Source organism: Mucilaginibacter rubeus (genome assembly GCF_014643835.1).
Lineage (GTDB): Bacteria > Bacteroidota > Bacteroidia > Sphingobacteriales > Sphingobacteriaceae > Mucilaginibacter > Mucilaginibacter rubeus.
Genome location: NZ_BMKD01000010.1, coordinates 33153 through 45119, shown reverse-complemented (window position 1 = coordinate 45119; position 11967 = coordinate 33153). Strand labels below are relative to the sequence as shown.

The 11967-nt window shown below is 43.1% G+C and carries 13 protein-coding genes; all 13 read left to right on the top strand.

Translation table 11 applies throughout. The annotated features are described in order from the left end of the window. The first annotated feature begins 88 nt into the window (after positions 1-88). The 13 genes from IEX80_RS25465 (at position 89) to IEX80_RS25405 (ending at position 11956) form a co-directional block, all read left to right on the top strand. Positions 89-460 carry an NADH-quinone oxidoreductase subunit A gene (locus IEX80_RS25465; protein WP_090533920.1) on the top strand — a complete coding sequence of 124 codons (372 nt, stop codon included), beginning with the start codon at positions 89-91 and terminating at the stop codon, positions 458-460. Between the two features lie 123 nt (positions 461-583). Then, positions 584-1126 carry an NADH-quinone oxidoreductase subunit B gene (locus IEX80_RS25460; protein ID WP_090533918.1) on the top strand — a complete coding sequence of 181 codons (543 nt, stop codon included), beginning with the start codon at positions 584-586 and terminating at the stop codon, positions 1124-1126. Then, positions 1126-1629: an NADH-quinone oxidoreductase subunit C gene (locus IEX80_RS25455; RefSeq protein WP_188834567.1), complete on the top strand. Its 504-nt coding sequence runs from the start codon at positions 1126-1128 to the stop codon at positions 1627-1629. The genes IEX80_RS25460 and IEX80_RS25455 overlap by 1 nt, the downstream gene beginning before the upstream one ends. Before the next feature lie 138 nt (positions 1630-1767). Continuing rightward, positions 1768-2979, top strand: a complete 1212-nt coding sequence (locus IEX80_RS25450) for an NADH-quinone oxidoreductase subunit D (RefSeq protein ID WP_175490103.1) — start codon at positions 1768-1770, stop codon at positions 2977-2979. After that, a complete protein-coding gene (locus IEX80_RS25445; RefSeq protein ID WP_090533912.1) occupies positions 2972-3496 on the top strand; it encodes an NADH-quinone oxidoreductase subunit NuoE family protein in 525 nt (174 codons plus the stop codon). Before IEX80_RS25450 ends, IEX80_RS25445 begins: the two co-directional genes overlap by 8 nt. Before the next feature lie 3 nt (positions 3497-3499). Beyond that, a complete protein-coding gene (gene nuoF / locus IEX80_RS25440) occupies positions 3500-4858 on the top strand; it encodes an NADH-quinone oxidoreductase subunit NuoF (protein WP_090533910.1) in 1359 nt (452 codons plus the stop codon). Between the two features lie 115 nt (positions 4859-4973). Beyond that, positions 4974-5963 (top strand): NADH-quinone oxidoreductase subunit G, encoded by a 990-nt coding sequence (locus IEX80_RS25435; protein WP_371328329.1) that lies wholly within the window; start codon positions 4974-4976, stop codon positions 5961-5963. Beyond that, entirely contained in the window at positions 5963-7006 is a 1044-nt protein-coding gene (gene nuoH, locus IEX80_RS25430; RefSeq protein WP_090533907.1) for an NADH-quinone oxidoreductase subunit NuoH, read from the top strand. The genes IEX80_RS25435 and nuoH overlap by 1 nt, the downstream gene beginning before the upstream one ends. Positions 7007-7010: 4 nt before the next feature. Further along, the gene (locus tag IEX80_RS25425) at positions 7011-7508 is read left to right on the top strand and encodes a NuoI/complex I 23 kDa subunit family protein (protein WP_090533905.1); all 498 of its coding nucleotides are present in this window, start codon (positions 7011-7013) and stop codon (positions 7506-7508) included. Between the two features lie 57 nt (positions 7509-7565). Further along, positions 7566-8069, top strand: coding sequence for an NADH-quinone oxidoreductase subunit J family protein (locus tag IEX80_RS25420; protein WP_090533903.1), 504 nt, complete (start codon positions 7566-7568; stop codon positions 8067-8069). Then, the gene (nuoK, locus tag IEX80_RS25415) at positions 8069-8398 is read left to right on the top strand and encodes an NADH-quinone oxidoreductase subunit NuoK (RefSeq protein ID WP_090533902.1); all 330 of its coding nucleotides are present in this window, start codon (positions 8069-8071) and stop codon (positions 8396-8398) included. Before IEX80_RS25420 ends, nuoK begins: the two co-directional genes overlap by 1 nt. 143 nt (positions 8399-8541) lie before the next feature. Next, positions 8542-10455: an NADH-quinone oxidoreductase subunit L gene (gene nuoL, locus IEX80_RS25410; RefSeq protein ID WP_090533900.1), complete on the top strand. Its 1914-nt coding sequence runs from the start codon at positions 8542-8544 to the stop codon at positions 10453-10455. A 25-nt stretch (positions 10456-10480) separates the two neighbouring features. Next, positions 10481-11956: a complex I subunit 4 family protein gene (locus IEX80_RS25405; protein WP_188834566.1), complete on the top strand. Its 1476-nt coding sequence runs from the start codon at positions 10481-10483 to the stop codon at positions 11954-11956. Positions 11957-11967 lie beyond the last annotated feature (11 nt).

The following is an 11967-nucleotide window of genomic DNA, read 5'->3' as shown; positions in this document are numbered from 1 at the left end:
TAATCAATATTAATAACGAATTGCAGAAATGATTAACAACCTTATAAATCACACTTTTTTATTATTAAGGCATTAGTATATTTGCAGCATGGAAGCACAAAGTTTACCGGTTAATTATTTACCCATCATATTTCAAATGGTGGTTGCTTTAGGGTTTGTAGTAACAACAATGTTTGTAACGCATAAAATAGGGCCCAAAAGAAAAACAAAAGATAAGCTGACCCCTTTTGAGTCGGGTATTGAGGTGGTGGGTAATGCCCGTACTCCAATCTCCATTAAATATTTCCTGGTAGCCATTTTGTTTGTGCTGTTTGATGTGGAGGTTATTTTTATGTACCCCTGGGCGGTAAATTTCAAGGCTTTAGGTACTACAGGTCTTATTGAAATGTTTATTTTCATGGCGACACTTCTGCTGGGTTTTATCTACGTAATAAAAAAGGGAGCTTTAGACTGGGATTAAGTTTAGATTGATTCTAAATATACCCCCTCTATACCCGTAGTGTACTTTTTACATCGTTATTATTGTAAATTTGCTGCTATTATCCACATTTAGTGGTGATGGTTTTTCTATCAATTTAGTTCAATGAGTGATATTCAATTAGTTGATGCCCCTGCCGGAGTTGAAGGCGCCGGGTTTTTTGCTACCTCGCTTGATAAAGTAATAGGCATAGCACGCTCAAATTCATTATGGCCTTTGCCGTTTGCCACTTCATGTTGCGGTATTGAGTTTATGGCCACCATGGCATCTCATTATGATCTTTCGCGTTTTGGTGCCGAGCGTTTAAGCTTTTCACCCCGCCAGGCCGATTTATTAATGGTTATGGGTACTATAGCCAAGAAAATGGCTCCTGTACTGCGCCAGGTATACCTGCAAATGGCCGAGCCACGTTGGGTAATGGCTGTTGGCGCCTGCGCTTCAAGCGGTGGTATATTTGATACTTACTCCGTTTTGCAAGGTATTGACGAGGTTATCCCGGTTGACGTTTACGTACCTGGTTGCCCGCCGAGGCCAGAGGCTATTATAGATGGTTTTATGAATATTCAGGAGCTGGTAAAAACGGAATCCCTGCGCCGCAGGAGCGAGCCTAAATACCAGGAGTTATTAGCTAAATACGGAATTCAATAATGGCTAAGATACCTAACGAAGAGCTTATTAAAGCTATAGCCGATAAATTTGATACTTCAGTAACGGTTGTTGGTGAGCCGTATGAACTGCTTACCGTTGAAACTGGCCGTGAAACAATCATCGATCTGCTTACTTTCCTGAAAACGGATCCGGCCCTTAAATTCATTTTCCTGACAGATATTACAGGTATTCATTACCCTGAACAGGAAAAGCCGATAGGCGTTATTTATCACCTGCATAGCCTCACTACTAATACCCGTATCAGGATCAAGGTATTTTTGGCTGATGCTGATGTGCATATCCCAACTGCTACGGCGCTTTGGGATGGTGCAAACTGGATGGAACGCGAAACTTATGACCTTTTCGGGGTGCTATTTGACGGTCACCCGGATTTGCGCAGGATTTTGAACGTAGATGATATGACCGCTTTTCCAATGCGTAAGGAGTTTCCGCTGGAAGATCCTAACCGTGTTGACAAGAAGGATTTCTATTTTGGAAGATAATACATAGATGGAAACAAGAAATTGAGACATAAGAAACAAGAAATAGGAAAGTAAGAAAGGGGGAGGAAGTTTCCCGTCTTGACTCTTTATTTCTTGATTCTTGACTCTAAAGATTCCTGACTCTAATTAATAATACTGATGCAAAATCATCCTGTATATACAGATAACGATCCGCAAAGCGAGCTATCAACCCTTAACCTGGGGCCAACTCACCCTGCTACCCACGGGGTGTTTCAAAATGTGCTCCAGCTTGATGGCGAACGCATCGTTAGCGGTGTATCAACCATTGGTTATATACACCGCGCATTTGAAAAAATTGCCGAGCACAGGCCTTTTTACCAGATAACCCCGCTTACCGACCGTTTAAACTATTGCTCATCGCCTATCAATAACATGGGCTGGCATATGACAGTTGAAAAGTTGTTAAATATCCAAACTCCAAAGCGCGTTGATTACCTGCGCGTAATTGTGATGGAGCTTGCCCGTATAGCCGATCATATCATTTGTAACGGTGTATTGGGTGTGGATACCGGCGCGTTTACAGGCTTCCTGTACATGATGGAGCACCGTGAGGCTATTTATGAAATATATGAAGAAGTTTGCGGATCGCGCCTTACAACAAATATTGGCCGTATCGGTGGTTTTGAGCGTAACTTCAACAGCCGTGCGTTCGATAAGCTGCGCGCATTTTTAAAGAACTTCCCTAAAACCCTTAAAGAGTTTGAAAGCCTGTTTAACCGTAACAGGATCTTTGTTGACCGTACCAGGGACGTAGCTGCTGTTAGCGCGGAAACTGCTTTGAGCTACAGCTGGACCGGGCCGCTTTTACGTGCTGCCGGTGTTGATTACGACGTAAGGGCTATGAACCCATATTCATCGTACGAAGACTTTGAATTTGAAGTTCCGGTAGGCGACAATGGTGATGTTTACAGCCGTTTTTTGGTTCGCAACGAAGAAATGTGGCAAAGCTTAAGGATCATTGAACAGGCTTTAGCCAAACTTGATAAAGAACCAAGCGATATTTTCCACGCTGATGTACCTGAATTTTACCTGCCTCCAAAAGAGGAAGTATATAATAACATGGAAGCTTTGATCTATCACTTTAAAATTGTGATGGGCGAAATTCCAACCCCCAAAACTGAAGTTTATCATTCGGTTGAGGGAGCTAACGGCGAGCTGGGATTTTACCTGGTTAATGATGGTGGCCGTTCACCGTACCGTTTGCATTTCCGCAGGCCAAGCTTCATCAATTACCAGATGTATGCGCCAATGAGCCGCGGTATGTTATTATCAGATGCTATTATTAACATGAGTAGTTTAAACGTTATAGCCGGAGAGTTAGATGCTTAGAGTTGACGAAGCTCAGGAACCGGTTGAATTTTCGCCGGCACTGATCAGCAAATTTGATGAAATAGTTAGCCGTTATCCGCAGGGGAAGCAAAAATCGGGCTTACTGCCGATCCTTCACCTGGTACAGGCCGAATTTGGCTGGGTTAGCGCGCCCGCGATGGATAAGGTTGCCGAATATTTAAGCATCCTGCCTATTGAGGTATACGAGGTTGCTACATTTTATACCATGTACTTTTTACGCCCACAAGGCAAGTACGTGCTGGAAGTTTGCCGCACAAGCGGTTGCTGCCTGGTAGGTGCCGAAAAGATCATGGATCATATAGAGGAAACCCTTGGTGTAAAAGAAGGTGAAGTTACTCCCGACGGCTTATTCAGCTGGAGAGGGGTAGAGTGCCTTGCCGCCTGTGGTTTTGGCCCCGTATTGCAAATTGGCCCTGAATATACTTTTTATGAAAACCTGACCAACGAGTCGGTAGATAAATTGATCAGTGATTTAAAAGCGAAAGCTAAGAATTAAGTTATGGGACGGAAATTACTTTTAGAACATATAAACGTACCCGGCATCAACACATTTGATGTTTACCGTTCAAAAGGTGGCTATGCTTCTGTGGAGAAAGCATTGAAAACCATGTCGCCTGAGGCGATTGTTGAAGAGGTTAAAAAATCGGGCTTACGCGGTCGTGGCGGTGCGGGTTTCCCTACCGGTATGAAATGGAGCTTTTTGGCTAAGCCCGAAGGCGTTGCGCGTTACCTGGTTTGTAATGGTGACGAATCGGAACCTGGTACTTTTAAAGACCGCTACCTGATGACTTATATCCCTCACTTGCTGATTGAGGGCATGATTGTATCAAGTTTTGCGCTTGGTGCTAATACATCATACATCTACCTGCGCGGCGAAATGATGCCGCAGGTAAGGATCCTGGAAAGAGCTATCGCTGAAGCAAAAGCAAAAGGTTTCTTAGGAAAAAACATCTTAGGTACCGGTTACGATCTTGAGCTTTACGTTCAGCCAGGCGGTGGCGCTTATATCTGCGGTGAAGAAACCGCTTTATTGGAATCATTGGAAGGTAAACGTGGTAACCCGCGCATCAAACCTCCGTTCCCGGCTATTGCAGGTCTATACGGTTGCCCTACAGTGGTAAACAACGTTGAATCTATAGCGGCAGTTGTACCTATCATTAACGAAGGAGGCGACGAATATGCTAAAATAGGTATCGGTCGTAGTACAGGTACCAAATTGATCTCTGCAGGTGGTAACCTGAAAAAACCAGGGGTTTATGAAATTGAACTCGGTGTACCTGTTGAAGAATTTATTTATTCTGATGAGTATTGCGGTGGTATCGCCAACGGCAAACGCTTGAAAGCAGTTGTTGCAGGTGGTTCATCAGTGCCGATTTTACCGGCTAACCTGATCCTGAAAACTATCAATAACGAAGCCCGTTTGATGAGCTATGAGTCATTGTCAGATGGTGGCTTCGTAAGTGGTACTATGTTGGGTTCGGGTGGTTTCATCGCTTATGATGAGGATGCCTGTATTGTACGTAATACCTGGAACTTTGCCCGTTTTTATCATCACGAAAGCTGCGGACAATGTTCGCCTTGCCGTGAAGGTACCGGCTGGATGGAAAAAGTATTACATCGCCTCGAGTATGGTCATGGCAAAATGAGCGACATGGACCTGCTGGTAGATGTATCTAAAAAAATAGAAGGAAATACCATTTGTCCGCTGGGTGACGCGGCAGCATGGCCTGTGGCCAGTGCTATTCGCCATTTCAGGGATGAGTTTGAATGGCACGTAACTAATGCGAGCGAAGCAACTTCAACAAACTATGGTTTAGCGCATTATGCTGATCCGCTGAAGGTTGTAGAGACTGCGTAACCCCTCTAAATCTCCCCGATGGGGAGACTTAAAAAAGAATGAAACCCTATTAAGCCCTCCCCAAAGGGGAGGGTTGGGTGGGGTGATTTATAAACGACGTTATTATTAAATGTCAATGAAAGTAACAATAGACGGAATAACCGTTGATGTAGAACCCGGAACAAGCATCCTGAACGCCGCAAGGCAAATAGGAGGTGATATTGTTCCGCCTGCAATGTGCTATTACTCTAAGCTACAGGGTAGCGGCGGTAAATGCCGTACCTGTTTGGTTAAGGTTACCAAAGGATCAGAAAAAGATCCGCGCCCTATGCCTAAACTGGTGGCTTCATGCCGTACCGGTGTTATGGATGGGATGGAGGTACAAAATATTACTTCGCCGGAGGTTATTGAAGCCCGTAAAGGCGTGGTAGAAATGCTGCTGATCAATCACCCGCTTGATTGCCCTGTTTGCGACCAGGCCGGCGAATGCCACTTGCAGGATCTGGGCTTTGAGCATGGAGCAGCTAAAACGCGCTATGAATTTGACCGCCGTACATTTGAAAAGATAGACATAGGTGACAAAATTCAGCTGCACATGACCCGTTGCATCCTTTGCTACCGTTGTGTGTTTACTGCCGATCAGATCACCAATACCCGTTTACATGGCATCCTGAACAGGGGCGATCATTCTGAAATTTCCACTTACATCAGCAAGGCTGTTGATAACGATTTTTCGGGTAACATGATTGACGTATGTCCGGTAGGTGCTTTAACTGATAAAACTTTCCGCTTTAAAAACCGTGTTTGGTTTACCAAGCCTGTTGAAGCACACCGCGATTGCGATAAATGCTGCGGTAAAGTAACGCTTTGGTACAAAGGCGAAGATGTGATCAGGGTAACCGGTCGTAAGGACGTTTATGGTGAGGTTGAAGAGTTTATCTGCAATACCTGCCGATTCGATAAAAAGAAAACTGCCGATTGGGTTATTGAAGGCCCACGTAAAGTATCTCACCACTCTGTGATCAGCGCTAACCATTACGAGTTTACACCGCTGCCGGTTGTTAAAACCAACCCGGTACTGATGGAAGCTAATAAAGAACAATTTGAAAGGGAGACCCGCTTATAATGGAAACTACCGATTTAATATTCAGGATCGTACTGATCGTTGTGATTTTCGCTATCAGCCTGGTTGTGGCTATGTATTCAACCTATGCCGAACGTAAAGTTGCTGCATTTTTCCAGGACAGGATAGGCCCTAACCGTGCAGGTCCATGGGGTATTTTACAGCCCCTTGCCGATGGCGGTAAGATGTTTTTGAAAGAAGAGATCATCCCTACCAATGCAACTGGTTTTCTGTTCATTGTTGGCCCTTCGCTGGCTATTTTAACTGCTTGTATTGGTTCGGCTGTTATTCCATGGGGATCAGCTATTCAAATTGGCGGTCGTACTTTTGATTTACAGGTTACCGATATCAACGTAGGTGTACTTTACATTTTTGGCGTAGTATCATTAGGTGTTTATGGCATCATGATTGGTGGCTGGGCATCAAACAATAAATATTCGTTATTAGGTGCCATCCGCGCTGCATCTCAAAATATCAGCTATGAAATTTCAATGGGTTTATCCATCATAGCGTTGCTGATGCTTACCGGTACATTAAGCCTTAAAGAAATTGCCGAACAACAACATGGTTTTGCCTGGAACGTTTGGAGACAACCACTTGGTTTTATCCTTTTCCTGGTTTGTGCTTTTGCCGAAACCAACCGCTCACCATTCGATTTACCTGAGTGCGAAACCGAGCTTGTAGGTGGTTATCATACCGAATACTCATCAATGAAATTAGGTTTTTACCTGTTTGCTGAGTATATCAACATGTTCATATCATCGGCGGTAATGGCTACTTTATATTGGGGTGGTTATAACTATCCAGGTATGGATTGGGTTGCCGCTCATGCCGGCCCTACTATAGCGCCTATTATTGGTGTTGTTGTATTATTTGGTAAGATCTTCTTCTCTATCTTCTTCTTCATGTGGGTACGGTGGACAATCCCGCGTTTCCGTTATGATCAGTTGATGGACCTTGGCTGGAAAATATTAATACCATTGGCTATTGCCAACATTGTGCTTACAGGCGTAGGCAGTACATTACTTACACACTTTGGATATTAATCAAATGGAATCATTAAGCAATAAACGAAAAGTACTGGAAGTTAAGCCACTCAATTTTTTAGAGCGTGCTTATCTGCCGGCCATTGTGGGCGGTTTATCCACTACAATGAAACACTTTTTCAAAAAGCCGGTAACCATCAGCTATCCTGAAGAAAAGCGTGAGTTTTCAGAGAATTTCCGCGGCATGCATTCGCTTAAACGTGATGAGGATGGCAGGGAACGTTGCACAGCCTGCGGCCTTTGCGCATTATCGTGCCCGGCAGAAGCTATTACCATGACAGCAGCCGAACGTCAGAAAGGCGAGGAGCACCTGTACCGCGAAGAGAAATACGCTGCTGTTTATGAAATCAACATGCTGCGCTGCATTTTTTGCGGTTTATGTGAAGAGGCCTGCCCTAAGGAAGCTATTTATCTTGACGGTGATATTGTACCTGCCGACTATTTAAGGAAGGATTTTATTTACGGTAAAGACAAATTAGTAGAAGCACCCTTAAATCAATAAAGAAGTTTTATACCTTTGCCCTGCCTAAAAGGGTAAAGGTATTTTGTAAATAAAAACATGAGTACATTTTACTTCATCGCATTTTTGTCCATATTCTTTTCGATATTGGTAATCTCGGCCAAAAATCCGGTACATAGTATCCTTTATCTGATCCTTACTTTTTTTACTTTCACCATTCACTACATTTTGCTTAACGCTCAATTTTTGGCGATAGTAAACTTCATCGTGTACATGGGCGCTATATTGGTATTGTTCCTGTATACGCTGATGCTCATCAACCTTAACAAGGAGTCGGAACCTGTAAAGCCTTTCATGGTTAAAATAGCCGGTGTTTTTGGCGGCGGCATCTTGGCTGTAGCTGTTGCATCTTCACTTAAACTGATGGGCGCATCAAACCCGGTATTGTTACAAAACCCTGATCTGGGCCTTGTAAAAAACTTAGGTAAAGTATTGTTCAACGAATTTTTATTGCCATTTGAAGTATCATCCGTATTGCTTTTATCAGCGATGGTAGGCGCGGTATTATTGGCCACTAAAGAAAAAGAACCTAAAGCAGCATAATGGAAAGTTTAACAAATACTATGCACGCCGTGCCGCTTAATCATTACATACTGTTAAGCACAATCATTTTTGCTATAGGCGTAATGGGCGTATTGATCCGCCGTAATGCAATCGTGATCTTCATGTCGGTTGAGTTGATGCTTAATTCGGTTAACCTGCTGCTTACCGCGTTTTCGGTATACAGGGGTGATGCAACCGGGCAGGTGTTCGTGTTTTTTATCATGGCGTTGGCCGCTGCCGAAGTTGCAGTTGGTTTGGCTATTATCGTGATGATCTATCGTAACACAAACTCAATTGATATCAACGTACTGAACAGGTTGAAGTGGTAATAGTTATTTCGGATTTCGAAGTTTCGATTTCGGAATTGTAATAGCTGATTAGTAATAAAACAAACGTTGTTGCCTCTTTCCCGCAATAGCGATTAGATAATTAAAAACGTATAACGTAACGCGTAAAACGTACAACATCGAACATGGATAAATATATCTGGCTTATTCCAATACTACCGTTAGCCGGTTTTGTTATAAACGGACTTGGCCGTAATTCATTATCAAAAAGTGTAATTGGCTTTATTGGCAGTTTGCTTGTACTGGTATCATTTGGTTTAAGCATTGCAGCTTTTTTCCAGGTAAAATCAACCGGAGTTCCTATTAATGTCAACTACTTTACCTGGTTTGCGGTTGGGTCATTAAAATTTCCTTTCGCATTCCTTATAGATCAGTTAAGCGCTATCATGCTGCTGATCATTACAGGCGTTGGCTTCCTGATCCACCTGTATTCTATTGGCTACATGCATGACGACGAAGGTTTCGGGAAATTTTTCGCTTATCTCAACCTGTTCGTTTTCTTCATGCTGCTGCTGGTTTTAGGTTCAAACTACCTCATCATGTTTATTGGATGGGAGGGCGTAGGCTTGTGCTCATACCTGCTGATCGGTTTCTGGTTTACCAATCCTGATTATGCAGATGCAGCGAAGAAAGCGTTTGTAATGAACCGTATCGGTGACCTTGGTTTCTTATTAGGCATCTTCACCATTATTTATGTTTTCGGTAGCATCCAGTTTGCAGAGATCTTTCCGAAGGCAGCTGTTATGAAATCAGGCGCTGGTCCACTGTTTATCATTACCATTTTACTATTTATTGGTGCCTGCGGTAAATCTGCGCAGTTGCCGTTGTTTACCTGGTTGCCAGATGCGATGGCCGGCCCAACTCCAGTTTCGGCTTTGATCCACGCTGCTACCATGGTTACAGCCGGTATCTATATGATTGCCCGCTCAAACATATTCTATACTTTATCTCCGGATACAATGGAGATTATTGCTTATGTAGGTTTGGCCACGGCTCTTATTGCAGCACTTATTGCGTTAACGCAAACAGATATTAAAAAGGTATTGGCTTATTCAACAGTATCTCAATTGGGGTATATGTTTTTAGGCCTGGGTGTTGGTGCTTATACAGGTGCTTTCTTCCACGTGTTAACACACGCTTTCTTTAAAGCTTTATTATTCCTTGGTGCAGGGTCAGTGATCCACGCCATGAGTGGTGAGCAGGATATGCGTAAAATGGGCGGCTTGAAAGGCAAGATCAAAACTACGTTCACCACCATGATGATCGGTACTGTAGCTATCGCCGGTATCCCTCCTTTGGCAGGTTTCTTTTCAAAAGATGAGATCCTGGCACATGCTTACGCCTATAGCCCTATATTCTGGGCTGTAGGTGTATTAACTGCTATGCTAACCTCATTCTACATGTTCAGGATGATGTACCTTACATTTTACGGAAAATTCCGTGGTACCCATGAGCAGGAGCATCATTTACATGAATCGCCTCCAACCATGACTATTCCGCTTATTGTGTTGGCTATACTTTCATTTTTTGGTGGTTTTATAGGTGTGCCGGAAGTATTACACGGGCATCACGAACTGGCACATTTCCTTGAACCAGTTTTCAAAAAATCAAATGAGATTTTGGGCGAACATCATTTGTCCGAATCACTTGAGTATGCTTTAATGGGTACTTCGGTAGTATTGGCTTTAGCTGCTATGGCATATGCTTATGTTAAATATGCTAAAAATGGTAGTGTACCTGTTGCCGATACTGAAGAGCGTCCGGCGTTGACCAGCTTATCATACCACAAGTTTTACCTTGATGAACTTTATGACCTGATTGTTCGCAAACCACTCGACTGGCTTTCAACCTTCTTCTATAACATCATAGAGCGTTTAGGTATCGATGGTTTGGTGAACGGGATTGGCAGAGGAACAATTGAAACCAGTAAAGGCTTGCGCCTGCTGCAAACAGGTAATGTAGGTTTCTACATATTTATAATGGTACTGGGAATTATCGCGGTATTACTGTATAGCGTATTTGGATTAACTAAAATATAAACGATAAGCGTTTAGCAACATAAAAATGACCGTTAGTATATTACTTTTTTTGCCAATAGTTGCCGCTGTTATAACTGCCCTGCTTAAAAACGGGATAGCTAAACATGCTGCATTATTTTTCTCTGTTGCCCAACTGGTAATAGCGCTTATATTTTTAAGCAAATTTGTTCCGGATGCATCAACCCAGTTTGTAATTGATGTGCCATGGATCAGCAGTTTTGGAATTTACTTCAGTGCCGGTATTGACGGGATCAGTATGATCCTGGTTTTGTTGACCACCGTGCTTGTACCATTAATTATTTTAACAACCTATCAGCATCAATATAAAAACGAAGGTGCCTTTTATGGTCTTATCCTGTTTATGCAGGCTGGTATGCTGGTTGTATTTACCGCCCTCGACGGATTTTTGTTTTACGTTGGATGGGAAGCGGCATTGATCCCGATCTACTTCATTTGTGCCCTTTGGGGAGGTGAAAACCGCATCCGTATTACCATTAAATTTTTCATCTACACCTTTGCCGGTTCGTTGTTCATGCTGGTAGGCATTATCTACCTGTACCTCCAATCTCCCGACAAAACTTTTGATATCCACAATTTCTATAAAATGACTTTGGATGTTAAACATCAGAGCTGGATCTTCTGGGCGTTTTTTCTGGCCTTTGCCATCAAGATGCCTTTGTTCCCTTTCCATACCTGGCAGCCTGATACTTATACCGAAGCTCCATCTGGCGGGACCATGATGTTATCAGGTATCATGCTTAAAATGGGTATTTACGGTGCTATCCGCTGGATGATCCCTAATGCCCCGCTTGGCTTTTATCATTTCCAGGCGTTGGCCATGATCCTTGGGGTTATAGGTGTAGTTTATGCTTCTATTATCGCCTTTAAACAAAAAGACGGAAAACGCCTGGTGGCTTATTCATCAATAGCACACGTTGGCTTGATTGCTGCGGGTATTTTTGCCTGGAATATTGCCGGTGTTCAGGGCGCCATGATTCAGATGCTTAACCACGGTATTAACGTTGTTGGCATGTTCTTTATCTGGGACATCATCAGCCGCAGGCTAAACACCCGTGAGATAGATCAGCTTGGCGGTATCGCGAAGGTAGCCCCTAAATTTGCAATAGGTTTCCTGATCCTATTATTAGGTACAGTGGGATTACCGCTTACCAATGGTTTTATCGGCGAGTTCCTGTTGCTGAAAGGTGTATTTGATTTTAGCGTACAGCATTATGTAAACCTGGTACTGGCTGCAGTTGCAGGTCTTACCATCATTTTTGGTGCGGTTTACATGTTACGCCTTTATAAAAACGTAATGCAGGGTGAAACCAACCCGCTTACAGCTACTTTTGCTGATGTTAGCGGTACTGAAAAGTTAACGTTGTGTATCATTTGTGCCCTGGTTATTGTATTGGGCATTTATCCTCAGCCTATTCTGCATATATCTGAAGCTGCGGTAACGCAACTGGTAAATCAGATAGGTTCAAAGTTTACAATGTAGGTTTAAGATTT

Bases quoted from the DNA above. Each gene is read 5' to 3' on its own strand.
- IEX80_RS25465 (WP_090533920.1), top strand. From the start codon at position 89: ATGGAAGCACAAAGTTTACCGGTTAATTATTTACCCATCATATTTCAA.
- IEX80_RS25460 (WP_090533918.1), top strand. From the start codon at position 584: ATGAGTGATATTCAATTAGTTGATGCCCCTGCCGGAGTTGAAGGCGCC.
- IEX80_RS25455 (WP_188834567.1), top strand. From the start codon at position 1,126: ATGGCTAAGATACCTAACGAAGAGCTTATTAAAGCTATAGCCGATAAA.
- IEX80_RS25450 (WP_175490103.1), top strand. From the start codon at position 1,768: ATGCAAAATCATCCTGTATATACAGATAACGATCCGCAAAGCGAGCTA.
- IEX80_RS25445 (WP_090533912.1), top strand. From the start codon at position 2,972: ATGCTTAGAGTTGACGAAGCTCAGGAACCGGTTGAATTTTCGCCGGCA.
- nuoF (WP_090533910.1), top strand. From the start codon at position 3,500: ATGGGACGGAAATTACTTTTAGAACATATAAACGTACCCGGCATCAAC.
- IEX80_RS25435 (WP_371328329.1), top strand. From the start codon at position 4,974: ATGAAAGTAACAATAGACGGAATAACCGTTGATGTAGAACCCGGAACA.
- nuoH (WP_090533907.1), top strand. From the start codon at position 5,963: ATGGAAACTACCGATTTAATATTCAGGATCGTACTGATCGTTGTGATT.
- IEX80_RS25425 (WP_090533905.1), top strand. From the start codon at position 7,011: ATGGAATCATTAAGCAATAAACGAAAAGTACTGGAAGTTAAGCCACTC.
- IEX80_RS25420 (WP_090533903.1), top strand. From the start codon at position 7,566: ATGAGTACATTTTACTTCATCGCATTTTTGTCCATATTCTTTTCGATA.
- nuoK (WP_090533902.1), top strand. From the start codon at position 8,069: ATGGAAAGTTTAACAAATACTATGCACGCCGTGCCGCTTAATCATTAC.
- nuoL (WP_090533900.1), top strand. From the start codon at position 8,542: ATGGATAAATATATCTGGCTTATTCCAATACTACCGTTAGCCGGTTTT.
- IEX80_RS25405 (WP_188834566.1), top strand. From the start codon at position 10,481: ATGACCGTTAGTATATTACTTTTTTTGCCAATAGTTGCCGCTGTTATA.